General features: G+C 65.1%; 17 protein-coding genes and 1 pseudogene. 6 read left to right on the top strand and 12 right to left on the bottom strand.

What is annotated here, in order from left to right; translation table 11 throughout:
• Positions 1-26: 26 nt before the first annotated feature.
• Together ACYVN4_RS05395 and ACYVN4_RS05390 are read left to right on the top strand one after the other, a co-directional pair.
• Entirely contained in the window at positions 27-1,481 is a 1,455-nt protein-coding gene (locus tag ACYVN4_RS05395; RefSeq protein WP_460718101.1) for an NAD-dependent succinate-semialdehyde dehydrogenase, read from the top strand.
• A gap of 129 nt (positions 1,482-1,610) precedes the next feature.
• Entirely contained in the window at positions 1,611-3,458 is a 1,848-nt protein-coding gene (locus tag ACYVN4_RS05390) for an AMP-binding protein (RefSeq protein ID WP_460718100.1), read from the top strand.
• On the opposite strand, the gene ACYVN4_RS05385 is transcribed toward ACYVN4_RS05390, so the two are convergent.
• The 8 genes from ACYVN4_RS05385 to ACYVN4_RS05350 all read right to left on the bottom strand — a co-directional run bounded on the left by ACYVN4_RS05385 (position 3,459) and on the right by ACYVN4_RS05350 (position 10,110).
• Positions 3,459-4,436, bottom strand: coding sequence for a zinc-binding dehydrogenase (locus ACYVN4_RS05385; protein ID WP_460718099.1), 978 nt, complete (start codon positions 4,434-4,436; stop codon positions 3,459-3,461).
• Between the two features lie 90 nt (positions 4,437-4,526).
• The gene (locus ACYVN4_RS05380) at positions 4,527-5,117 is read right to left on the bottom strand and encodes a TetR/AcrR family transcriptional regulator (RefSeq protein WP_460718098.1); all 591 of its coding nucleotides are present in this window, start codon (positions 5,115-5,117) and stop codon (positions 4,527-4,529) included.
• A gap of 79 nt (positions 5,118-5,196) precedes the next feature.
• Positions 5,197-6,162 (bottom strand): AraC-like ligand-binding domain-containing protein, encoded by a 966-nt coding sequence (locus tag ACYVN4_RS05375; protein WP_460718097.1) that lies wholly within the window; start codon positions 6,160-6,162, stop codon positions 5,197-5,199.
• A gap of 159 nt (positions 6,163-6,321) precedes the next feature.
• Positions 6,322-6,939, bottom strand: a complete 618-nt coding sequence (locus ACYVN4_RS05370) for a hypothetical protein (RefSeq protein WP_460718096.1) — start codon at positions 6,937-6,939, stop codon at positions 6,322-6,324.
• A gap of 303 nt (positions 6,940-7,242) precedes the next feature.
• Complete coding sequence (locus ACYVN4_RS05365; RefSeq protein WP_460718095.1) at positions 7,243-8,244, bottom strand: GAF domain-containing protein; 1,002 nt, start codon at positions 8,242-8,244, stop codon at positions 7,243-7,245.
• A gap of 15 nt (positions 8,245-8,259) precedes the next feature.
• The gene (locus ACYVN4_RS05360; RefSeq protein ID WP_460718094.1) at positions 8,260-9,075 is read right to left on the bottom strand and encodes an SDR family NAD(P)-dependent oxidoreductase; all 816 of its coding nucleotides are present in this window, start codon (positions 9,073-9,075) and stop codon (positions 8,260-8,262) included.
• A gap of 87 nt (positions 9,076-9,162) precedes the next feature.
• Entirely contained in the window at positions 9,163-9,489 is a 327-nt protein-coding gene (locus ACYVN4_RS05355) for an antibiotic biosynthesis monooxygenase family protein (RefSeq protein WP_460718093.1), read from the bottom strand.
• A gap of 249 nt (positions 9,490-9,738) precedes the next feature.
• Positions 9,739-10,110, bottom strand: a complete 372-nt coding sequence (locus ACYVN4_RS05350) for a hypothetical protein (protein ID WP_460718092.1) — start codon at positions 10,108-10,110, stop codon at positions 9,739-9,741.
• A gap of 166 nt (positions 10,111-10,276) precedes the next feature.
• Between ACYVN4_RS05350 and ACYVN4_RS05345 the strand changes: the two genes are divergently transcribed.
• Positions 10,277-10,750: a flavodoxin domain-containing protein gene (locus tag ACYVN4_RS05345; protein WP_460718091.1), complete on the top strand. Its 474-nt coding sequence runs from the start codon at positions 10,277-10,279 to the stop codon at positions 10,748-10,750.
• A gap of 99 nt (positions 10,751-10,849) precedes the next feature.
• Positions 10,850-11,671, top strand: coding sequence for an alpha/beta fold hydrolase (locus ACYVN4_RS05340; protein WP_460718090.1), 822 nt, complete (start codon positions 10,850-10,852; stop codon positions 11,669-11,671).
• 3,748 nt (positions 11,672-15,419) lie between these two features.
• Here the strand turns inward: ACYVN4_RS05340 and ACYVN4_RS05335 are convergent.
• Positions 15,420-15,781: pseudogene (locus ACYVN4_RS05335) on the bottom strand (ISL3 family transposase).
• Positions 15,782-18,319: 2,538 nt separating this feature from the next.
• On the opposite strand from ACYVN4_RS05335, the gene ACYVN4_RS05330 reads away from it, so the two are divergent.
• A complete protein-coding gene (locus tag ACYVN4_RS05330; RefSeq protein ID WP_460718089.1) occupies positions 18,320-18,793 on the top strand; it encodes a hypothetical protein in 474 nt (157 codons plus the stop codon).
• A gap of 62 nt (positions 18,794-18,855) precedes the next feature.
• Positions 18,856-22,191: an NB-ARC domain-containing protein gene (locus ACYVN4_RS05325; RefSeq protein WP_460718088.1), complete on the top strand. Its 3,336-nt coding sequence runs from the start codon at positions 18,856-18,858 to the stop codon at positions 22,189-22,191.
• A 120-nt stretch (positions 22,192-22,311) separates the two neighbouring features.
• Here ACYVN4_RS05325 and cas6e read toward each other — a convergent pair whose 3' ends face one another.
• The 3 genes from cas6e to cas7e are packed head-to-tail and all read right to left on the bottom strand — an operon-like array spanning position 22,312 to position 25,225.
• Entirely contained in the window at positions 22,312-23,052 is a 741-nt protein-coding gene (gene cas6e, locus ACYVN4_RS05320; RefSeq protein WP_460718087.1) for a type I-E CRISPR-associated protein Cas6/Cse3/CasE, read from the bottom strand.
• Positions 23,049-23,906 (bottom strand): type I-E CRISPR-associated protein Cas5/CasD, encoded by an 858-nt coding sequence (cas5e, locus tag ACYVN4_RS05315; protein WP_460718086.1) that lies wholly within the window; start codon positions 23,904-23,906, stop codon positions 23,049-23,051. The genes cas6e and cas5e overlap by 4 nt, the downstream gene beginning before the upstream one ends.
• On the bottom strand, positions 23,903-25,225 hold the full coding sequence (cas7e, locus tag ACYVN4_RS05310; protein ID WP_460718085.1) for a type I-E CRISPR-associated protein Cas7/Cse4/CasC: 1,323 nt from the start codon (positions 25,223-25,225) through the stop codon (positions 23,903-23,905). The genes cas5e and cas7e overlap by 4 nt, the downstream gene beginning before the upstream one ends.

The following is a 25,225-nucleotide window of genomic DNA, read 5'->3' as shown; positions in this document are numbered from 1 at the left end:
TTCGGTTGAACAAGAGGAGAATCCCCATGCGTGATGTGGCCGAGCTGCTGGCCGCCGTCCCGACCGGACTCTGGATCGGCGGCGAGCAAGTCGCCGCGAGCGACGGCGGCACCTTCGCCGTGCACGATCCGGCGACCGGCGCGGTCCTGACCGAGGTCGCCGACGCCACCGCCGCGGACGGGGCGCGGGCGCTGGATGCCGCGGTCGCCGCGCAGGCGTCCTGGGCCGCCACCCCCGCCCGCGAGCGGGCCGAGATCCTGCGCCGCGCTTGGGAACTGGTGATGGCGCGCCGCGACGGCTTCGCCCTGCTGATGACCCTCGAAATGGGCAAGCCGCTGGCCGAGGCGCACGGCGAGGTGGTCTACGGCGGGGAATTCCTGCGCTGGTTCAGCGAGGAGGCGGTGCGCATCAACGGCCGCTACACGCCGTCGCCGTCGGGTAACGGCCGCATCCTGGTCACCAAGCAGCCGGTCGGCCCGACGCTGGCCATCACCCCGTGGAACTTCCCGCTGGCCATGGGAACTCGCAAGATCGCGCCCGCCTTCGCGGCGGGCTGCACGATGGTGGTCAAGCCCGCCGCCGAGACGCCGCTGACCATGCTGCTGCTGGGTGAGGTCTTCGCCGCGGCCGGATTGCCCGCGGGCGTGCTGTCGATCCTGCCGACCTCGAAGGCGGCGCGACTGACCGATCCGATGTTCGCCGACGATCGGCTGCGCAAGGTGACCTTCACCGGTTCGACCCCGGTCGGCAAGGTGCTGCTGGCGCAGTCGGCGCAGCGGGTGCTGCGCACCTCCCTGGAGCTCGGCGGCAACGCGCCGTTCGTGGTGTTCGCCGACGCCGATCTGGATGCCGCGGTCGACGGGGCGATGGCCGCCAAGATGCGCAATATCGGTGAAGCCTGCACGGCCGCCAATCGATTCCACGTCGACAATGCGGTGCGCGCGGAGTTCACCGCGCGGCTGACCGAGCGCATGCGCGGGCTGAAGATCGGGCCGGGGCATCTCGACGGCACCCAGGTCGGGCCGTTGATCACCGCGCGGCAACGGGATTCGGTCGACGAGCTGGTGCGGGACGCGGTCGACAAGGGGGCGACGATCGCCACCGGCGGTGCGGCCGTCGATGGCCCCGGCTTCTTCTACGAGCCGACCGTGCTCACCGATGTCCCCGCCGACGCCCGCATCCTGCGGGAGGAGGTGTTCGGTCCGGTGGCCGCCATCACCGGATTCGACGGTGAGGCCGCCGGTATCGCGGCGGCCAATGACACCGAATTCGGTTTGGCCGCCTACATCTACACCCGCGACCTGGATCGTGCGCTGCGGGTGGCCGACGCGATCGAATCCGGAATGGTGGGCGTGAACCGCGGCGTCATCTCCGACGTGGCCGCGCCTTTCGGCGGGGTGAAGCAATCCGGGCTGGGCCGGGAGGCCGGCATCGAAGGTATCGAGGAATATCTGGAGACCAAATACATCGCGCTGCCCTAGGGACATTCGTCCCCTGGTCGGGATTATTCGAATCACACACTGTTCGGCTGCATTACAGAACACTTTGCCTGCCGGGATTCGGGCGTGAAAGCTGCTACTACACCCCCGAATTCATTCAGGAGCAGGAATATGGTCGAAACCCCGTACGCCGGTCCGTCCGAGATCGAGATTCCGCCGGGCACCACGCTCACCGATCTCCTCGACGAACGGGCCGCGGCGCACGGGGACGCCATCGTGTATCGCTATGCCGACTATTCCCGTGCGCTCGAGGGCGAATACCACGAGCTCACCTGGTCGCAGTTCCAGCTGCGGGTGTACGCGGTGGCCGCGCGCATCCAGCGGGTCAGCGCGCCCGGTGACCGGGTGGCGGTGCTGTGCCCACACGGATTGGATTACGTGGTCGCGTTTTTCGCGGCCATCGCGGCGGGCGCGATCGCGGTCCCGCTGTTTACGCCCGACGAACCCGGGCACACCGACCGGCTGCACGCGGTGATCGGCGACAGCGATCCCGCGGTCATTCTCACCACGGTGGCCGCGGCGGCCGGGGTGCGCGAGTACTTCGGCCGCAAGCCGGGCACTGCGGGGCCGCGCCTCATCGCGGTCGACGCCGTCCCCGATGCACTGGAGGCGAGCTGGCGGCGTCCGGACAGCACCGCGGATTCCATTGCCTACCTGCAATACACGTCCGGCTCCACCCGAACGCCGGCGGGCGTGGAGATCACCCATCGCGCGGTCGCCACCAACCTGCTCCAGCTGTGCGATGCGCTGGGGCTCGACGCCGACTGCCGCGGGGTGAGCTGGCTGCCGCTGTTCCACGACATGGGACTGCTGTGCGTGATCCTGCCGCTGGTGTGCGGACGGCACCTGACCCTATTGTCGCCGAGCGCATTCATCCGGCGGCCGTATCGGTGGATCAAGGAGCTGGGCGCCGACGGCGGCGGAGTCTTCTCCGCCGCACCCAATTTCGCCTACGAGTACGCGGCCACGCGCGGCCGCCCCGCGCCGGGCACGGAGCTGGATCTCTCCAAGGTGATCGGCCTGATCAATGGCAGTGAGCCCGTGACGGTTTCGGCCATGCGCGCCTTCACCGAGGCGTTCGCGCCCTACGGGCTGCCGGAGCACGCCGTCAAACCCTGCTACGGCATGGCCGAGGCCACGGTCTTCGTCTCGGCCACGCCCGCCGAGGCGCCCGCGCGGGTCGTGCACGTCGATCGCGACCGGCTGGGCGAGGGCCGCATGACGCGCGTCGCCGCCGATCGGGAAGAGGCGGTGGCACAGGTCAGTTGCGGTCGTCCGGCCCGCGCGCAGTGGGCGGTCATCGCCGACCCGGACACCGGCCGGGAGCGGCCCGACGGCGCGGTCGGCGAGATCTGGCTGCACGGCGATAATCTCGGCCGCGGGTATTGGAATCGGCCGGACGAGACCGAGCAGACCTTCCGGAATCGGCTGCGGCGCAAACTATCCGAGCAGAGTCATGCCGACGGTGCGCCCGCCGAGGCCCGCTGGCTGCGGACCGGCGATTTCGGCGCGTATCTCGGCGGTCAGCTGTATGTCACCGGCCGGGTGAAGGATCTGGTGATCGTCGGCGGCCGCAATCACTATCCGCAGGATCTCGAATGCTCCGCGCAGGAGGCCAGCACCGCGCTGCGGCCCGGTTTCGTGGCCGCCTTCGCGGTGCCCGCCAACCGCCTGCCCGAGCACGCCCTGGCCCAACGCCCGCTCGCCGCACCGGATGACAGCTCGAACCAGCTGATCCTGGTGGCCGAGCGGGCGGCGGGCATCGGCACCCTCGACCCGGATCTGGTGACCGCCCGGGTGCGGGCCGCGCTGTCACTGCGGCACGGCGTGTCCATCCGGGATCTGCTGCTGGTTCCGGCCGGGACCATTCCGCGCACCTCCAGCGGCAAGATCGCGCGCCGGGCCTGTCGCGCGGCCTACCTGGACGGCACTCTGATCAGGCTGGTCCGGCACCGCTGATCAGCCGACGGTGACGGTCATCTTGCCACCTGCCGTGCCCGCCTCCATTACTTCGTGCGCGCGCACGATCTCGTCGAAGGCGAAGGTGCGCACCGGTTTCGCGTGGTAGACGCCCGCCGCGACCTTGGCGACGATCTCGGCCAGCGGAATGTTCGCGAGCGGGAAGTCCGGGGTGCCGAGGACGAAACTGCCGAAGAACGACAGCTGGATGCCGCTGGGGAGATCGGCGATCGGGTTGAAATCGGTGACCGGCGCCAAGCCGCCGAGGAATCCGGCCTGACAGACGCGGCCGCGTGGGCGAACGGTCGCGACGGAATCGCGCAGGACCGAGTTGCCGACCAGGTCCAGCAGGGCGTCCACGGTGAGACCGCGCTCGCGCACCTGGGCAGCGAGGTTGCCGTCATCGATGAGAACCACTGTGGCCCCGATCTTTTCGAGCAGTGCCGCATGCTCCTGGGAGCGGGTGGTGGCGACGACCGTCGCGCCGAGGTCGGCGGCGATGTTCACTGCGGCCTGGCCGAGCGCCGAGGTGGCCCCGCGCACCAGCACCGTCACGCCGGGAGTGAGGGCGAGATTGTCGTGCAGCGTGCTCCAGGCGGTGGCGTAGACCTCCGGGATGGCCGCGAGATCGGCCCAGTCCAAACCGGTTTCGACCGGAGCTACGTTGCTCGCGGGGACTGTGACCAGTTCGGCGTACGCGCCGTTGCGGGTGCGGCCCAGGCCGCCCATGATCGCCACGACCGGGGTGCCCGGGGCCAGTTCGCCCGAGGGGTCCGCGGCCACGACGCCCGCGGCTTCGATGCCGGTCACCTGCGCCACGTCGCCCCATTGACCGGAACGCATGTAGGTCTCGGCATGGTTGAGGCCGAAAGCCTTGACTGCTATGAGGATTTCGCCCTCAGCGGGTACCGGGTCGGGCATTTCGGCGATGGTGAGCACCTCGGGCGCACCGTAGCGGGAAATAGTGATCGCCTTCATGACGGACTCTCATTCTTGAGTGAGTGTTCAAATATCAGGGAGAAAGAGAGGCCGTCCGTATCGGACGGCCTCGCAACGGTTTTCGTTGCGCTAAGGGGGCGTCAGCCCGGCGAACGCGGTGTCGACGATCGCGCGCAACACCGCTTCATCGGGATTCGCCTTGCCGACCACCATCAGTCCCTGCGAGGTGGCCACCAGGCCCCTCGCCACGGATTCGGGGTCGACACTCGACCGGATCTCTTTGCGACGCACAGCATTCCGCAGCGCATCGCGCATGCGATCCTCCAGTCGCTGCAGGTGTCCGCGCACCACGGCCGCGGCCGCATCATCGGTGGCAGCGTTCTCGATGGCGGTGTTCACCAGCAGGCAGCCCATCCGACCCTCGGGCGAGAGCAGGTCGGCCACCAAACCGTCGAAATAGCCGCGCACCTGCGCAACCGAGGCATTCGGATCATCGAGTTCGCCGAGCTTGATGGGCACGACGAGATCCGAATACCGCTGCAGCGACGCCAGGAACAAGGCGTGCTTGCCACCGGGGAAGGCGCTGTAGAGGCTGCCGGGTTTCACGCCGGTGGCCTTGACCAGGTCCTCCACCGAGGTCGCGCGGTAGCCGCGCTCCCAGAACCGGCGCATGGCGGCCTCCACGACATCGTCGGGTTCGAATTCGCGGGTGCGGGCCATGCGACCAACATACTTGAATGGTTCTTCAAGAAACAGATCCGAAAGATGACGGAACCGTGACGCCCTCGCCTTCTGGCGGTCAGCCCGCGAGACCTCCGGCGACCCGGTAGCCCGCCGGGGTCAGGCCGGTCTCGAGCCGGAAAGCGCGGTAGAACTGCCGTTCGGTGGCGAAGCCGGACGCGCGCGCAACGGCCGCGACCGGCAGATCCGGTCGCGCGGTGAGCAATTCACGGGCGTGCTCGATGCGCATCCGCCGCAGCATGACGGCCGGTCCTTCGCCGAACTGCTCGAGTACCCGGTAGAGCGTCCGCCTCGACACCCCGCAACCGGCGGCGATGTCGTCCACGGTGAGCCCGGGGTCGGAGCGGTGGCGGCGCACGAACTCGACCACCTGCCGCACGGTCAGCGTCTCCGCCACCGCACCCGGCACCGCACGACCCGCAGTCAGAGAGATCGCCGAGGCCAGCAGGTCCGTCGCCGAACGGGACAGCGCCGCAGCCTGTTCCGGCCTCGTGTTCTGCAGCTCCGCCAAGTCCAGCAGGAAGGCCGAGACCACCGCTGCCGGGCTGTCGCGCGGCACGGTGGTGGCGGTCGGGATCGCCGCCGGCGTGATGCCCGCACGCTCGCGCAGCCGACCGAGCGGCACGAGCACCGCGGCCATTTCCCAATCCTCGTCGAATTCCCAGTGATACGGCCGCGTGCTGTCGTAGAAGACCATCTCCCCGGGCCCCACCTCGGCCACCCGCCCATCCTGATGCAGCCGACCGCGACCCTTCACCTGAATGCTGGTGTGCAGAATTTCGTCATCGGTCCGCGCGATCAGACTCTTGGTCCGATCCACCCGCTGCCGCCCGGCCCCCAGCGTGGACAACTCCACATCGCGATACTTCCCCAACGTGATCCACCCCCGAAACTCCCCGGAGCCCTTCGGCGACACCGCAAGCGGCACATACGCCTCACTCAGCCGCGCCTCCCACTGCTCGAACACCCGCCCCGGCGTCTCCCCCGCCCCGTCTCCGACCTCGATCCGCCGAACGCCCGACAACCCAACCACTCCGAACTCACCGATCCACCACACGCACAACAAATTTTTCCACGGTTCGCGCACCTCGCGAGCCGAGCGACCGAATCCTCAACACCCGCCATGATCAGCACGAACACCAGCGAGCGGGTATGCCAGGAACCTATCAACCCCGGGCATGGCTCACGCGGCGGCGTCCTCGGAGGTGGCCGCTTGCGCGGCGGACGGCGGCGTGTGGTCGGTGCGCTTGCGGATGAGCGCGATCGTGCGCTCGGGGAGACCGAGTTCCTCGGCCAGTCGCCGGTCCGTCCAGTCCGGGAAGTAAGCCAGAGCTCGTCCCGCGGCAGCCTTGCGGTCGGCGGCGGAGAAGGGCAGTCCGTGGGTGCTGTTGAGGCGGATGGACAGCAGGAACGCCTGCCCGTCGTCGCCGTCGAAATAGACCGCGTCGATCCACTGCGCGCCGCTGAACAGGGCCGCCCGGACCCGGTGCGCGCCGTCGATGACGGTCATGCGGGATCGGTGCACGATGATCGGCGGCAGGGTAGCGACGACCTCCGACAGTGCGGTGACGTGGCGCGAGTTCTCGCCGGATCGCCGGATCGAGTCGCCGATCTGCACGCGGTACAAGGGAATTCGCACGATGTTCGTCGGACTCGGCTCCAGGAGGGGGTAATTCGCGTCCAGATCCGGCCGGGTGGCGATCTCCCCTGCTCGTAGCACCCGGGTGAGGATTCCCCGGGTGAGAATCCACTGCCGGATACCGTCGCGCCGGTGAATCCACGCCGACTTCGGTGCACGCACGTTTCCCTCCCAACGCCGAGCAGCCCCGGCTCCCGGAGAATGCCGCGACTTCCGGGCAGGGCCTACCAACGACGCGCCAGGCGGCGTCACGGGGAGCACCGGCAAGATTCCCGCTCGCGCGGGTGCGTGTAGGCGGCAGTGTAATGAGCGGCACACTGTCGGCTCAATCGAGCAAATCTGCTGTCTGCCTGCAACTTTACGGGCTGACCGCGTTGACCTGGGATGGATGCTCGGCGAGCGGCACGTGGCTGTTAGATACACAACAAACATTGCCGGTGGTCTGTTTGCTGGCGGTCGGACGATCTAGTCCGGCAGCGCGTCCCGGACGGTGACCAGCGCGGCCGTCGTGTACTGGTCCAGCGCCATGAGAACGGCATTGGCCTGCACCGTTTTCCAGCCGCCGTCCAGGGCCCGCAGCCGCAGCCGTCCGGCGGTGTGGGAGTGAGCGAGGTTGCGGCTCATGGTCTTCGCCGTCGCCAGATCGTCGGGATGGATCGCGGGCTCCGGCTCCCCGGTCAGCGACTGCCAGGCGACGCCCGGCATGGGCGGGCCCATCCAGCGCAGCAACCGCAGCGTACGCAGGTCGACAATGGCGCGGAAATCGCCTGCGGCCGCGGCGGCATCGAGCACCCGGTGTTCGAGAATCACCGGTGGCGGGGCCGCGCTCACATCCGTGGCATCACCGATGTCGTGGGTGACGCCACGCATGAAGACCTCGGCTTGTCCTGCGGCGGATTGCTGTTCGAGAATCCGGCAGGAGAAGTGCGCGGCGCGCAGCGCGCCGTCGTCGCGGCGCACGGTCCACACCGCCTGATGTTCGGTGCCCGGCGCGGACCGGACCACCTTGGCCAGCGCATCGGATTCGTCGCTGTTGGTGATGACTCGGGCGAATACCCCGGCGATGGCGTGCTCACGCTCGCGGTGTTCCGGCGCTACTCCGTAGAGATCGAGCAGATCATCGGAGCGGGTGGATTTCGAGGCCGACAGGTTGAAATACCAGGCCCCCACGGGATCTCGCGGCGGCACCTCCTCGTCGTCGGGTCCCGACCACACCAGCACCGAGTGCATCCGCTCCGGCGTGATCAGCTGCGGCACCGTCAAGGTCCGGCGGCCTGCGCTGGTGATCTCCACCGGGGCAAGTGTTTCGGCCGTTGCCGCCACCGCCCCACGAATGGCTGCCAAGGTCTCACGCTGCCTGAAGATCTGCGTCAGCGGCACGAATTTCCGTGGCGCGCTGCCCAGCCCGATCACGGTCGGCTCACCACCGCCGAAGGTCTCGATCAACAACCATCGTGTCCCGGGCATCGCGTCGCCCCCTCCTCATCCCCTGAGCACCAACCGAATCAGCTTCTCGTACTGCCCGCCCGCCACCCGCGCGGCAATATCGGCAAGAATCGCGTCGGGTCCAATCAATACACGACTGCGCCCCCGCGCGACACCGTTCAGAATCACCCGCGCCGCCGCCTCCGGATCCGTCTTCGCCACCACCCTGTCGAACCGCCGCGCCGCCCGCTCGGCATCCACCCCCGCCGCCGCCAGCGCCGACCACGCGATCCCGGTCTTCACCCCACCCGGATACACGCAGCTGACAGCCACATTCGACTGCCCCCGCAACTCCGACCGCAACGACTCGCTGAACCCCCGCACGGCGAACTTCGCCGCCGTATACGGTGCGGCCCCACCCAACCCGATCAATCCGTACGCCGACGACACATTCGCGATCCGCCCGGTCGGCGACTTCACCACCTGCGGCAGAAACGCCTTCGTACTAGCCACGGTCGCACCGAAATTCGCCCGCATCACCGCATCGAAGTCACTCACCTCGGACTCGACAACCCCACCGTAGAACAACCTCCCCGCATTGTTGATCAACACATCGGCATTCCCCAACCGCCCCGCCACATCATCCGAAACCTCCCGCATCCGAACAACATCCGCCGCATCCGCCACCAACTCCAGCGCCTCCCCACCCCCACCCCGAACCATCTCCCCGGTCTCAGCAACCCCCTCCCCATCGATGTCGACCAACGCCACAGCCGCCCCCGCCCGCCCCAGCAAGACCGCCAACTCCCGCCCGATCCCGGCCCCAGCCCCCGTGACCACCACGACTCGCCCCGCATAAAACCCATGATTCATTCCATGAGTCTGCCTATACGCCTTCACTTCTCGCGACTCGCAGTGGCGCGAGAGACCGCTCTCGCGCCACCGTTCCTCAGCGGTCCGTTACCCGAGCAGGTCCCTATCCAGCGTGAAGGCGACCTCGTACAGGCCCGGCTCAGCCTGACCGAATGCCTTGTTGGCCTGGATCATTCCCTTCGCCAGCAGGTGCTCGATGACGCGGTGAGCGGCATCGAGGTCGGTGCTCTGTGCGTAGTTGACAACCCGGGTGCCGTCGAGACTGCGATGCAGGCTGGCGGAAACCCAGCCCGGCACCTCGGCAGCGACCTGCGCGGCCCGAGCCAGATGATCAAGCAACGGCTGCTGCCGCCCAGGTTCGACGGTGAACACATTGATCTGGGTGACGGTGCCGTCGAGACGGATGATGGGCATTGCGACTCCTCGAAATCGATTCGAGGCGAGAACAACCGAGGGTAGGACCGACCGGTGCCCCGGGCGCGCCAAGCTCTCGGCGCTCACGCCGATTACCTGTCGCGGGTTCACCACCGAAGCGGCGATACGGAGCCTCACACGGAGGGAGCCGGGCTTACCGATGCCGACCCTGGTCCTTTCGACCTCTCCAGGCTAACCCAGTTCCCCTCACGTGTCCTCGAGCCGCTTCGGCACGAGGCCTCAACCCATTCAGCCGGTCACCTGTGCGGCCAAGTATCCGCCACAGATGAGGCTCGCGATGATCATCGCCATGGACAGCACCGGCCAGTACCACATCAGCCAGCCCTTGACGGTCGACACCAGCAGCATCACCAGCCCCACACCGAGCGCGAAAGCCGTTCCACCCCAAGACAACCAGATCCCCCAGTCGACATACGCGTAGGCGCAGTCCCGCCCCGAGCCACAGGAATCGGTGGCGAAAGCGAAGAACACGGTGATGTAGGCGGCGAACATGCCGAGCGGAACAGCGAAGGCATACAGCACCCATCCGAGCACAACATCCCAGGTACGAACGCTCCGTCGCGGAGCCGGCCAGGTGACAGCAGCCAAAGAGTCGGTCATGTGCGGAATGCTGCCGACCGTACGCGGCCGCGAGTACCGCAGAACTACTCATCCCACCTGAGCAGCAACCGCCAAATGGCCAGGCCATCGTGCGGAGCAATTGAGCCGGGGATCCCATCCTCACCCGATTTAGGGTAGCCTTACTTTCTCGTCGAGAGGAGTTGTGGTGCGGATCGTCATCCTGTTCGGATCGGAAATGGGCACGTCAGAGGGCGTTGCCGAATGCCTGGCCGACGAGTTCCCAGCGCACGAAGTGTCGGTCTACGACATGTTCGACTTCGACCCCGGCGACCTCGACCCCTCCGACTTCCACATCATCGTCTGCTCCACCTACGGCGACGGCGAACTCCCCACGGGAGCCGAACCGTTCTTCAAACTCCTCGAGTCAACCCAACCCGACCTGACCGGGTTGCGTTTCGTCGTCTTCGGCCTGGGCGACACCATCTACGGCGACTCCTTCAACCGCGGCGGCGAAATCGCTGCCGAACTCCTCATCGCCTGCGGCGCCGATCAGGTGGGCGACCACGCCCGCCACGACGCCTCAACCCCGATCCGTGCAAAGGACATGGCGCGCGAGTGGGCCAGGACCCTACCGATTCCCGCGCTCCAGGCCACACAGGCCGGACACGGGACGGCGTAGTCGTCGGCATTACCTCGGACGTAATCGCTTCTCGCACAACGGACCTGCAGACTCGGTTCGAGATCAGTGAGATCGATCGATTCGCGAGGAGTTATTGCCATGCCGTACCTGACCGTCGCTGCCGATGTGAACCTCTTCTACAAGGACTGGGGCACGGGCAATCCAGTGGTGTTTCTGCACAGTTGGTCGTTGAGTTCGGCTATGTGGCAGTACGAGATGGTTCGGCTTGCCGAGGTGGGAATGCGGACCGTCGCGTATGACCGGCGTGGGCACGGGCGGTCCGAACAGCCTTGGGGTGGGTTCGATTTCGACACTCTCGCCGATGATCTGCAGTCGGTGCTGGAGCAGTTGGATCTGCGCGAGGTCACGCTGGTCGGGCACTCCACCGGCACCGCCGAGATCGTGCGCTATCTGGCGCGCCACGGCTCCGAGCGGATCGCCCGCATCGCATTGGTCGCTTCGGCACTGCCGTATATGACGAGGACCGACGACAATCCGCTCGGCATGGAGCCAGAGAGCTTCGACACGCTCCGCGCCATGTGGCGCAACGATGTTCCGGGCTGGATCCGCGCGGTCTCCGAACCGTTCTTCGGTGTCGGACTCCCGGGGAACACCATCTCCCAAGAGCTGATCGATTGGTCGGTGGCCGACGCCAATTCGGTGGCGACCAACGCCATGCTGGACCTGAGCCACACCGTCACCGAAACCGACCACCGCGACGACCTACGCACCATCGACGTACCCGCCCTGATCGTGCACGGCGCCGACGACCCCTTCAACCCCTTGAACCTGTGCGGCCAACTGACCGCAGAACTCATTCCCGACAGCGAATTGAAGGTCTACGAGAACGCCTCCCACGGCCTACACCTGACCCACATCGATCAACTCAGCACCGACCTGATCGAGTTCATCAAGGAATAGCCGCACAGCCGAATACAAAAAAGGCCCTCTACCTGCTTGCGCTGGTAGAGGGCCTTTCAAGGCTCCCCCATCTGGACTCGAACCAGAAACCTGCCGAGTGGTTGAGGAATCAACTACTGGAGCCTTTCGCGAATAGTCAAGAACTATTTGAAATGCGTTGCTTACCAATAGAATAGCCCAGATTGGCACGATCGCTGACAACCAGGAGCAACCGGACGAAACCAGGACGCGGCGCGACTTTGAGGAGAGTTTCCGGCAGGCGAGGCATGGGAGAGATCCTGAAGGGGGTTGTGTAGCTTGACGGCACCCCACACACGGCTGTCCGCAGGCCGACTGAGGGGTGCAGCTCCGGTGCAGCAGCGAGCTTGAGTCGGCGACAACGCAGTAAGCAGGAACAAAAGTGAATGTATTTTGGGTGGGTGGGGCAAGAATGGGCGCAGGTCAAGACGTGTCTTCCCCGCGTGCGCGGGGATGAGCCCTCAGTCCAGGACCAGATCGACGCCATCCTTGAGTCTTCCTCGCGCGTGCGGGGGTGAGCCCTGGACACCGCCGTGACCGGTCTAAATGACCGAGTATTCCCCGCGTGCGCGGAGGTGCGCCCGCGAAACGCCCTGGGGCGTATCGGTCTGATACGTCTTCCCTGGGTGCGAGGGGGTGAGCCCTACCAGCCCGCCACGGACTGGGCCGACCACCAGTCTTCCCCGTATGCGCGGGGGTGAGCCCTGCTTTTTGAGGTACAGGCCGTTGTCGTATTGGTCTTCCCCGCGTGCGCGGGGGTGAGCCCGAGCGCACCGCCGACATGCCAGCCTTCACTCCGTCTTCCCCGCGTGCGCAGGGATGAGCCCTCGACATGCAGGCGGGGATGTTGGTCTGGTCGGCCTTCCCCGCGTGCGCGGGGTGAGCCCACCGTCCTCCGCTGCTCGTTCATGTGACGAGCGTCTTCTCCGCGTCCGCGGGGGTGAGCCCGGCGGCAGCATGAAGGCCTACAGCGACGATCCGTCTTCCCCGCGCACGCGGGGGGAGCCTTCGGCTGTGTAGGTGATTTGATCGCTAACAACGTCTTACCCGCGTGCGCGGGGGTGAGCCCGCTGGCATCGTCGCCATCCCGGCCAACCGCGAATCTTCCCCGCGTGTGCGGGGGTGAGCCCGCCTGGGCCTCGTGGAGCAGGGTCGTCTACCAGTCTTCCCCCGTGCGCTGGGGTGCGCGACAATGCGGATCTTGCCGGGTTCGTCCCTGCGTGTGCGGGAACACTTGGGTTGGTAGCGAACTGAGGTTTCGAATCGGGGTTCATCCACGCGCGTGCGGGGAGCACCTGTGCGCCTTCAACATCGAGACGCTGCCGATGGGCTCATCCCCGCGAGCCCGGGAGCACGGTTGGAGATGTGTTCCGAGACAACGACAACGGGGTTCATTTCCCACACGTGCGGGGAGCGCACATCAGCGACCGTTCTGCGCATGCCCCGGTCTCGGGTTTATCCCCCGGGTATACCGGGAGCGGGTGCCCACAGAGATGGTCAACGGCCACCAGTCGGGTTCAGACCCGCGCGTGCAGGGAATACATCATCCAGTGCCGGGCCCGGACGTGCCCGCGGTTGGGTTCATCCCGCGCATGCGGGGAGCACAGGGCGGCCGGGCGCGCGGTCGCGTCGACGTAGGGTTCATCCCCGCACGTGCAGGGAGCACGGCGTCGTCTACGGCTGGAACCACTTCGACTCGGGTTCATCCCCGCGCGGGCGGGGAGCATTTGCCTGGAGCCCTAGGGTAGCCGTTGCCCTCGGGCTCATCCCGCACATGCGAGGAGCACACCATCCCAAGACATTACGACTCCTCGTCATGTGGACCTCATCCCCGCACGCGCGAGGTAGATGAACCTAAGCCGATCTTGTGCGCATCCGAGTCCATCAATGTGGACTGGAAGCGACACTCAGCCCCGTGTGCGCGGGGAACGCACGCTGCGCTTCATCTCGACGCCGCCGAGTCGGGTTCATCCCGCATGTGTGGGGAGCACCATATCGAGAACGTTTGGATCCGCGGCGGCATGGGTTCACACCCGCGCGGGGAGCACTCTCTCTTGCAGGGCTTTTCGCGTTTCTGGAGGGTTTATCCCCGTCCGCGGGGAACACCCAGGTGATCACAATGCGCTGCAGGATTGTGTCGGGTCATCTCCCGCGCGCGGGAGTACATCGCGGACTCATCGACGGTGATCGGCGCCCAGGGTTCATCCCCCGCGTGCGAGACGAGCACGGTTTTCTTCTGCTGCGCAAACTTCCGCTGGCAGGTTCCTCTCCGCGCGGGGAGCACATGATCGTGCCGACCTTGAGTGATCCTGGGCGTGGGCTCATCCTCTGCGCGCGGAGGAGCATCGCCTCAAGGACGTCGCTGCGGTAAAGAATATGGGTTCATCCCCTCGCGCGGGGAGCACCAGCACCCGTGGACAGGCCGTATTTACGGGCGCGGGCCCATCCCGCATGCGCGAGGAGCACAACGCTAGCGACGACAACCCCGCCACGCAGAAGGGTTCATCCCCGCGGGCAGGACAGCAGAAGCTAGCGCGCAGCCCGGTACCCGTTGGGTTCCCCCGCGGGTGGGGAGGACAACGTCGTCGGATAGGTGGCGATGCCGTCGTCGGGTTAGTCCGCCATGCCGGGAGCACAGCGCACTGCCGATCTTGACGAGGTAGCACTTGGGTTCATCCCCGTCCGTGCGGGGAGCGCTGCGGACCGGCCAGCTCGATGTCGATGACCTGGAGCTCATCCCCACGCGCGGGGAGCGCATGTTGGCGGCCAGGCTCTGTGTGCCATCTGCGGGTTCATCCCCGCCCGTCGGGGAGCATTCTTCCAAGTCGTGACGCCCTTGTACCGTTCAGTGCTTTGTTCATGAACGGGAATTGGACACGGACCGCGAAAGCGACTGCCCCGCATCAGCGCGGGGACGACCTGTCATATTGACATTGGACAACCCATGCACTGGGTTCATCCCCGCAATGCGGGGCATCTCACGACGATCTGGCGCTACCGCGGCGGAGGACCTCCGTTCGATAATGATTGCGGCTTCCTGGTCTGACTGGTCAATAGCGCCAGCGTGGAGATGAAGGCCTGCAGACCGGTCTGCCAATCAGTTAGAAACCCAAACCCAAGTCCGACAAGGATACTCAGCATTACAGCCAGACTGGGCGGGGAGACCGGGGCTGGAGTGGGATCTCCCTGCCCTTCAGGTACTTCCGGGTGCTGATCTGTCGAATCCATTGGGACTCTCCAAGGTTGGGGCGCATTGCTGCGTTTGCGAAGCGGATGAGCTGCTGCTTCAGATCATCGTGAACAGTGCTTGGGTTGTCACGATAGATCGCGAAAACATCAGGTCATGCTCAGCGTGTTTGGGTTATGGGCGTGTCGAAACCGTTCCGCCGCAGACTAATTGGTCTGATCAGCGTGGTCGTGCGAGCGTCTCGTTGATCGCCGGTCGCTGCACGACTCGGCCCTCGAGGCACACAACATCTCAAAGCAGCCGTCACCGACCCGTCCGTATTCTTGTCTGCGTTGGTTGCGCAACTTGCAGCTTCGCCGCGAACATGTCCGAGCGACGCAGATAGTCGCTAGTTTGAACTTCACTGACGGAGATGCTCTGGCGCCCGTGCGTGGCATCCACAGGTGTATCCAACTTGGGGATGCTGGAACTCGCGGAGAGCTGTCAATCCCGGTCGGATTCTGGTTCTGGCACGAACTTCGTGAATCCATCTGGTCGGGTTGTTCAGTCGCTCAGGAGAATTCGCTTTCGGAGAAGGTCTGGTTGGCTCGTCCAAACATCTGGCGTTTGATCATCTTGATCCGGTTGACGTGGCCTTCGACCGGTCCGCTGCTCCAGCGCAGAGTGAGGCCGGCGGTGACGGCGTCTTGATCGCGACGCAGATCGCGGACGAACGAGTGCAATGCCGGGAAGTCGTCGGCGTCGACGGCCTTCATCCAGTTCTCCAGGTCTCGGCCGCGCAGCTCGGACATGATGGCGGCGAACTCGCGGACGTGGCCGATCAGCCTGACCAGTTCGGGGCTCGCCACGAGGATGGCTCCGCGTTGCTGTCGGTCTTGTTCGTCGAGTCGTGCAGGGTCGGTCATGATCCAACCGACCGCCCTGCGAACTGATGGCGGTTTGGGCGGTCGTGGGTTGGCGTGCCCGGTCATGCGGAATGGGTGCAGGTAGTGGAGCAGGATCTTCACGCTGCCGCAGTAGCCGAGCGGCTGGATTTCCCGGAACAGCTGAGAGGCGCTGGTGCAGCCCTGGTTCCAGCGTTCATGCAGGTAGGGCTTGAACTCGTCGAGGACGCTGTGTCACATTGACAACCAGGCGGACTCGCGCGTTCCGGTCTTCCCTGCGTGCGCGGGGGTGAGCCAGCCCAGGCGGTGCGCAGATGTTTGTCGGCGGTGTCCTCCCCGCGTGCGCGGGGGTGAGCCCGTCCAGCAGAACGTCAGATCGTCTGCGGCCCAGTGTTCCCCGCGTGCGCGGGGATACCGCAACCTTGGGGCTGTGGAGGCGCTATCTGCACCTCCACAGCCAATCGACAGCCGACTTGAGGGTGCAGCTCCGGCGCAGCAGCGAGCTGAAGTCGGCGACAACGCAGCAGGCGGAACAAAAAATGAATGTATTTTGGTGGGTGGGGTAAGAAAAGGCGCAGGTCAAGAAGCGTCTTCCCCGCCTAGTGGGGATGAGCCCCAACCCGACATCATCCACCTGATGTATGGGCAGTCTTCCCCGCGTGCGCGGGGATGAACCCGGCATGGTTCGCTACCTGTCCGATGGTGGCTCGTGTTCCCCGTGGGCGCGGGGATGAGCCCGCGGCCAACCGATCTCGGCGATCTGGGGTGAGGTCTTCCCGCGTGCGCGGGGGTGAGCCCGCGTAGCTCGTGGCCGAATGCGCGACTTAGGGGTCTTCCCCGCGTGCGCGGGGTGAGCCCCTGGTTACCGGTGCATCGGGTGTCACGGCGCTGGTCTTCCCCGTGTGTGCGGGGGTGGGCCCCGGGAAATGAGCGCCCGGGAGGTACGACCTGAGTCTTCCCTGCGTGCGCGGGGGTGAGCCCCACTACCACGTGGCGAACGTCGACGAGCTTCTTTCTGCCCCGTATGCGCGGGGGTGAGCCCAAGGACGACGAGCCGCTGTCGAAGGCATTCCGGTTTCCTCGCGCGTGCGGGGGTGAGCCCGTCCAGGAGAACGTCAGATCGTCCGCGGCCCAGTGTTCCCTGCGTGCGCGGGGGTGAGCCCGTCGGCTTGATGACGTCGTTCCACACGAACTTGTCCTCCCCTTGTGCGCGGGGGTGAGCCCTCGTCACGCTCTCGGCCGGACAGGGTACGAACGTCTTCCTCGCGTGCGCGGGGGTGAGCCCTCGTCGATGACCAGCAGTAGCGGCGTGAACTCGTCTTCCTCGCGTGCGCGGGGGTGAGCCCCCCGTTCACTGGGCCGTCGACGGACCGCTGGAGTCTTCCCCGCGTGTGCGGGATGAGCCCATTGAGGCTTGGTCGGTGCAGCAGGGCGCGAAGTCGTCCCCGCGTGCGCGGGGTGATCCCTGGCGGTTCGTTCAGACCGGACTCGTCCGGAGTCTTCCCCGCGTGCGCAGGGATGAGCCTTTCGCGGCCACGTTGGTCTTGGTGATGGTGGCGTCTTCCCGCGTTCGCGGGGTGAGCCCACCTCGGCCGTGCCGAATTCAACGCCCGGCTCGTCCTCCCCGCATGCGCGGGGGTGAACCCATCGTCGGCGCACTCGTACTCGGCTACCAAGCGTCTTCCCCGCGCGCGCGGGGGTGAGCCCTGTTTCGGCGCGAACCCCCACGGGTAAGTTGGGTCCTCCCTGCGCGCGGGGGTGAGCCCACCGAACGCTGGCGGCACAACCCTTCGCTCTGTCTCCCCCGCGCGCGGGGGAGAACCCAACGGCGACCCGCTGGAGGGCTGCGACCGATCGTCTTCCCCGCGTGTGCGGGGGTGAGCCCAGATCGGGCTGCGGAATCGAGGCGATCGTGTTGTCTTCCACGCGGGCGCGGGAGTGAGCCCCGCTGGATCGCCGAGATTCGTGCTCTGGGCTAGTCTTCCCCGCGTGCGCGGGGGTGAGCCCTGAAAGATGGCTGGTAGCAACGGATTTGACCAGTCTTCCCCGCGTACGCGGGGTGAGCCCAACCACAGCCGCAGCATCACCCAGCTGACCGCGTCTTCCCCGCGCTCGCGGGGGTGAGCCCTGCTGTGCAACCCGGCGATACTCAGCCTCTGGGTCTTCCCCGCGTGCGCGGGGATGAGCCCTGCTGCAAACTGCAGAACCTGCCGGATCAGCAGTCTTCCTCGCATGCGCGGGGGGTGCCCCCTCATGTGAATCTGCGATCACAACGACGGGATTCGGTTCCTGCTGGTGCTCCCCGCGCGGGTGGGCCTCAGCCCGCTTCCGACTGGGCCGCGGCGGCGCTCTCGCCTGCTCTCGGCGTGTGCGGTGAGCCCACCAGAGCCACACCGCAGACTTGACCACAGACGCCACCAGCACCTCACTGGGCAACGGAGTCCGACGCTGTTACAGCTCCACGCACTCAAGGAGTTTCATACAAACGATGCGACACGACGGTACAGTTTGGACTCGGGTCAGTGATCCTGTCCGACCCGCCGAAAGGGAGGGATATCGATGTTGGAGACGGTGCCGGAGGTCGTCGCCCAGGCGCTCGCTGTTGGAGCGGTTGCCGGTCTTCAAGACACGGCCAAGGCAGCGGTTGTGGATGCGTATCAGGGGCTGAAGGGTTTGGTAGTCGGGCGTTACGGGCAGGTCAATGTAGCGCCGGTGGAGGAACGCCCGGAATCGCCACATCGGCGTGATGAACTCGCTGAAGATCTCGCGGCTGCTGGCGCCGACGGTGATACCGAGTTGCTTGCGGCCGCACAGGATCTGCTCGCGGCGGTACGTGCTCACGAAGCCGCCGCCGGAGCAGCGGTCGGGGTTGATTTGGAGCGGGTGGAGGCGGCGGCGCTGCGGATCCGGGAGGTGCACTCGGCAGGTACTGGGGTACGGGTCGTTGATGGCCGCTTCGACGGCGACATCGAGATTGGTTCGGTGCGTGCGGGAATCGGAGACCGTGAGAACCCTCCGACGGCGCGCCGGTAGTCCCCAACCCGGCCGCCTTGCCCAGTTCGGGGCCTGGGGCAATTTCCAACATCCTCTCCGGCGTGACGGCAGGACGGGACATACATATCTATCAGCCCCTGCCAGGCTCCGTGCCCGCACAGGATCTTGGTACAGCGCCATTGCCGGTCGAGCCTGGCAGCTCGAGCGTTGGTTTCGTCCCTGATCGTCCGTCGCGGTATGTCGATCGGACCGAGGTATTCGCTGCAGCAAAGAAGGGCGTATTGGCCCATCAGAGTGTGGCTTTCGTAGGTATGGGTGGTGCGGGGAAGACAACCCTCGCGGCCGAGATCGCTCGCGCTTCCGATACACGTGCCGCCTTTCCTGACGGCATCCTATGGATCCACGCTGGACATGGCGCAAAGCCGACCGCGGTGCAGGAGCGCGTTCTCGAGCAGCTGACCGAAAAAATAACGCCTGTTTCGACCATGGCAGACGGCCAGCATCGTCTTGCAAAGCGGCTCATGGACAAGGCGGTCCTTCTCGCTATCGACGACGTCTGGGACTCCGATATCCTGGTGGCTCTCAAGGTGATTCGTGAGCGCGGTGGACTGTTGTTCACGACACGCGATCGCGGTATCGCCGAGTCCATCGGTGCCGCACAACACGAAGTTGCGCAACTGGAATCAGACCAGGCTCTGGCACTACTGGCGGACTGGACGGGTACCACGTTCGATCTGCTTCCGCCTCAAGCTGATTTGCTCTGTACGAGGGTCGGCTACCTCGCGCTGGGGGTAGCGATCGTCGGCGGCATGATCAAGGCTCGGGGTGACCACCGCCAGAGATGGCAAGACGTGTGGCATCGGCTCGAGCGAGCCGATATCAAAGCGATCGCGGCCAGATACGCACCCGATGGCTACCAACATCCCAGCGTCCTGGCATCGATTGTGCTCAGTCTCGACGATCTGGCCCCGGAAAGTCAGGATCGCTACCGAGAACTCGCCGCGTTCGCGGGCCGCGGCAGCTTCCCGCTCGCGGCCGTGAATGCTTTGTGGGAACCCGCCGGTTACACCGCCGATGATGCCGCTCATTTGTTGTTCCAGTTCGTCGACCGTTGTCTGGTGCAAGACGACCACTCTGATCGGTTTATCCTGCACGATCTCGAGTTTGATGTTGCTGCTCATCAGCTGGCAGCTAGGCCGCGGGGCGTCGCAGACGCTCACAAACGACTGCTCGACGGCTACCGCTCTCGCATACGGAGGCCATGGCCGAGCGGCCCGGACGACGGATATCTGTTGCAGAATCTCGCGTTTCACCTCGCGCATGCGGGCTGTGGCGATGAACTCAGCGAACTGCTTACAAGTTTCGCCTGGATGGAACGCAAACTCGACGTCGTCGGCATCACCGATCTGCTGGCCGACTATTCCCAAGAAGAACCCCGCCCGGTTCCGGTCGACGTGGTTCACGCTGCCCTCCAACTCTCTGCCCACGTCTTGGCTGATGACCCGAATATGCTCGCTGGGCAGCTCATTGGCCGTCTACTGGGAAACCCTGAGCCGGTGGTCCGCAGCCTGGTGGACACCGCCTACCCGTCGACAGCTCGCGCCTGGTTGTGTCCTCGAACTCCCGGAAGTCTCGGTGAACCTGGTGGGCCGCTCGAGCGAATCCTGCAAGGGCACGATGGGCGTATTACCTCGGTGGCGGTTTCTGCCGACGGGAAGCACATCGTTTCGGGAAGCAGCGACAAAACCGTGAAGGTCTGGGAACTGGCGAACGGCCACCTGCAACGCACGATCGAAGCCCACGATCGGGAGGTCAGCGCAATAGCGGTCTCCGCTGACGGCCAACGAATCGTGTCCGGCGGCTTCGACGACACCACGCGCGTATGGATTTTGGCCAGCGGACGTCGAGAGAGGACGTTGTCGAACCATTCGGGCCATGTCTACGCCGTAGCCGTAACCGCTGACAGCGAGCACATTGTCGTCGGCGGCAGTGATCGAAGCGTACAGATATGGAATCGGGCTGACGGACGTCTGGAGGCGCGGCTGCCAGAGCACCGCTCTTATATCAAGGCGGTGGCCGTCTCGGCCGATGACAGGTACATCGTGTCCGGCAGCAACGATGGGACCGTACGAGTTTGGGATTTCGACACCCTGGACGTACTCCACTCGCTGCGAGGACCGGCCAGAGGCGTTGAGGCAGTGGCAATTTCTGGAGATGGCAGCTTCGTGGTTTCTGGCAACTTCGATGGAACCGTGCGCATCTGGGATCTGGCCGACACAGCAGCAGAGCGGGTCCTGAAGGGGCATGTCGGCAGGGTCCACGCGGTAGCCGTTACCGTCGACGGCAAACGGATTGTCTCCGCTGGCCAAGATCGGATCATACGGGTATGGGATGCCGGTAGAGGATCCATGGAACGGGAACTGCAAGGTCACACGAGCCAGATCTATTCAGTAGCTATCTCCGCCGACGATCGACGCATCGTTTCCGGCGACCACGATCGGACCATCCGGGTTTGGGATTTGGCCGACCACGTCAATTCCCGTCCGCAGAGCCAGGTGGGTCACATCAGCACTTTGGCTTTCACCGCGAATGGTGAGCGTCTCCTCCGTGCCGGCTACGGCCAGCCCGTCAGCGTCTGGGATCTGACCACCGGAGTGGTGACGAACCCGCTACGACACCACACTGGCTCGATCGACACAGCAGTCGTGACGGATGCCGGTCGGTGTTTTGTCTGCGCTGGCTATGACCAGCCTTTGAGCGTGTGGGATCTGACCACTGGACGATGCATGCACACGTTGGAGCACTACGGGGGTTCGGTCAACTCAGTTGCCGCTACCGCCGATGGTCGCTACATGATTACCGGCAGTAGCGACAAGATGGTACGGGTTTGGGTTCAAGAGGATAACGGCCATTGGAACTCGAAGCACGTCCTGAAAGGTCACAATAGCGAGGTTTACGCCGTGGCAGTCACGTCCGACGGTCGTCGCATCATCTCCGGCGGCTACGACAAGATCGTACGGGTCTGGAATTTCGATAGCGGGGACCTGGAACACACCCTGCAGGGCCACGAGGACCGAATCAACGCGGTGACAACCACTCCCGACGGCCGCTTCGCAGTCTCGGGCAGCCATGATGAAACGGTGCGGGTCTGGGATCTGGCCGCGGCGTGCCCGATGCATGTACTCCGAGGCCATACTGGTCCGATCAATGCGGTAGCGGTCACCACCGACGGTCAGCACCTCATTTCCGGTGGCAGCGATAGGACACTGCGGCTGTGGGATTTACAGAGTGGAGTTGAACTGGCGCTCTGGGTCACTGATACCACGACCGTAACGGCTTGCGCTACTCACCCGACCGATCCCACGATCGTGGCATGTGGAGACGAGTCAGGGCGTGTTGCCATCCTGTCGGTGCGCCAATCCCGTCCGCAGCCTTGAACTTCTCCGGCGCGAGCCCGCGAGACTCCCAGCCCACATTCGTCGAATGTTCGTTCCACCTCAGCAGGATTCAATCAATGATGATTGAAATACCAATACACCCAATGCCTTCCACGATCGTCAGATGACACTCTTGACATGCAGGGATTTGATGAGAATGAGCCCGCATCCATATGCTTTGGCGTGACCAAGCCCACCGATCAGGGTGTCGACGAAAACACCGGGATCGGTAATCACCAACTCGCCACGCACCTCTGCCCTGCCGATCTTCATGCCAGGTTTTCCTTGAAGATTGCTCAGCTTCGGGAGGATCCGCACACCGAGTCGAAGGGGATCGGCGTCGGCACCGATTCGACGAACGCCGCGTTCGCCGATGGCGCTCTCTCCTTGCGGCTGAAGACGTTCGGCGAACCATTGTCGTGCGTGCTCAGCTGTTGTGTCGGCCAGTCGCTTGCGTTCGGGCCGGTCGGTGTTTCTAGCACTTGGTGGAAGGTGGCGGCTGCTCATTCGGGCGGGGTTGACGACCGTATGAAACCGAAACCGTTGCCCAGCAGCGATGTTCTGGTCGACCTTGAGAATCCGGGGCTCGGCGTTGAGCTGGCGTTTGTCCAGGCGGGACCAATCAGGCGGGATCGCCGATTGGACGACGATGGTGAGCAACTGGTTCTTCAGATCGACATTCGAGGTGTGGAGGACGCCCATCTGGGCGCGCGCGTCGGGCGAGCCGTTGTCGAGCCATCCGAGGAAGCCCTTCATAACCAGCCGATGCATCGCTTGGGCATCGAGAAGGGCGCGTTGAGTTTCGGGGTGCCGTGCATTCAGTTCGAGAATGCTGTGACAGGTCACCAACGTGGCTCTCACCGCACCTCCCAGTCGATCTTCGGATCTGTGATGGCCATTCGTTCTCGGCGTTCCCATCTCTGAATGTGGATTCGGTTCCGTGAGGCGAACGAAAAGGGTTGATCCTGCACGGGTACTGAATCCGGTTCGTTAGGGACGGATTCGATCCAGGAGAACGGTTCATTTTCGGTGGCGTTGGGGAGCAGGGCGGTGCCGAGGAGCACTGATCGCAGATTTCCCTCGTGGACGCCGTGGTTGAGGCGCTCGGCGGGCGGACAATTCTTGCGTCCCAACCAAATCACGCGCCGCGGACGGTCGAGGCGATCCGCAAGCCTGGTAAGCAGGTCCCTGTCATCGGATTCGACGGCGGCCACGAACGCTGCGTCGGACAAGTACCAGCGTTCGGTGATGAGCCCGGATCGCTTCGAGACGGGATTTGCCTGCAAGCCCCCGAACGAGTCGCGTTCGATGCCCTTGGGAGCCCCGTACCAACCAGGGGCGTCAAACGATCCGAAGGGGCCTGGTTGGCTGGATTCAGATGGAAGCTCGGCCGCCGGTATGCGCCGGTCATCGAGAATCAGATCGCGTGGCCGGATCGGGAAGCGCCCGCCACCGACTGTGTGGTAGTCACGCACAAGCACACCGGGACGGTCAGCTCGGACTCCGAAGCGCAGTGCGGCAAGCGTTTCGAGCGGAAATGCGTCCGGGTAGTCGGCATTGATTCCATCGCGGTTGTGGCCGTCCGCGGCGGCGAGCAGCCCAATGACGCCGCTCTTGGTCGGGCGGTCAGGGTCGGTGTCGCGATGCCGGAACTTGGATCGCGTCCCCCATGCCTGCAGCGGACCTGCAAGCCGAATCAACAATGTTGAGGTCACTGCAGGATTCCGTGTACCAGATCCGCGGGTGATTCGACGGCTACTGCGCTGGTTGAATCCTGTTGGCCGAGAATCTGATCGGCGATGTCCATGTCGTAGGTAAGCACTCGGCCCGCAGAAACTCCGGGAAGTTTCGTCGCCGCGAACTCGTGTTGGCGCAGGAGTCGCCCGGCAGCTTGGATACTGACCGGCTGGCCGTTGGCGACCAGAGCCTGCTCGAAGGCCGAGGCATAGTTGACTGGACGCGAACCACTGACTGCGAGAACAAGTTTCGGCAAGGTTCCGAGCGCACCAGTATTGTTCTTCTTCGCATTCGGCACCGAGTGACAGAAGGATTCCACGTAGGCGCGTTCAGCGGCATCAACGCGCTCTGCGATCTCCTCCTGGGGAACGCCAGCACGGATGAGGTTTCGGCGCAGCTGTGCGCGGTCGAGAACGGCATTCCGATAGAAGGTGCCCGATGTCAGGCTTTGGTAGCCGGTCATCGCGGCACCGCTGTCGTCGCCTGACCAGCCATCGATCACATCGAATGCAGTTCTGCGGCTTTCCTTCCGGTCATCCACGGCGGTGAAGAAGTCGTCGTCGACCTCCGCGGCATCCACGGTGAACGCGTGCATGGACTGGATGGCACCGTCCACGTCGGTAGCCTCGGCGATCTCGGCGAGCATCCTGCCGAAGAGCGCAATGTCGATGGCGTCGGCTGGAGCCAGAGCCGCTACGAGGGCAGCACGAACCTTCTGCGGAATGGGCGTGACTTCAGGCTTTGGCTCCCCCGCGTCTTCCGACTCGGCGGTCTTGGCCTTACGGCTCTTCTTGGCCGCTTGGTCCGCCTCGCGCTTCTCGGCCTCGATGCGCAGACGAGTCGTCTCCGCCTCGAACCAGTCGTCGAGCGGCACAGGCGGGGCATCAAGGATTGCCGCCATTCGCTTGCCGGCGTCGGCAGGCGCGAACACTGCAACCTTGGTCTTCATCGGATCCTTATCGGGATCGCCGAAGTTCAGTTTGCAGTGCTCGAGCGCGAGTCGCGCCATCGTGTTGGCCTTTTCCCTCTGCCAGCCATGCTCGACAAGCGCATCCGCGGTCTCGATTGCCCATTCTCGGGTCCGGATGCCGAAGGTGTAACCCGCGAGCGGCCCTGCGCCGTCGTTCGCCTGGTTCCGCATGTACATCCGTTCGGCCCTGCGCCAGCTTTGCGCTGAAACCCGAGTACGAGTGACTCCGCCGTAGACAAGCTCCTTGGGCAGGTTGTTCTCGTCACGGTTGAGCAGCACACCGGAGAATGTCGTGATCGCGTGCAGGGACAGATACTGATCATCCAC

Source organism: Nocardia heshunensis, from assembly GCF_054782115.1.
Note: the sequence above shows the minus strand (reverse complement) of the source record. Positions and strands in the feature narration are given on the sequence as shown.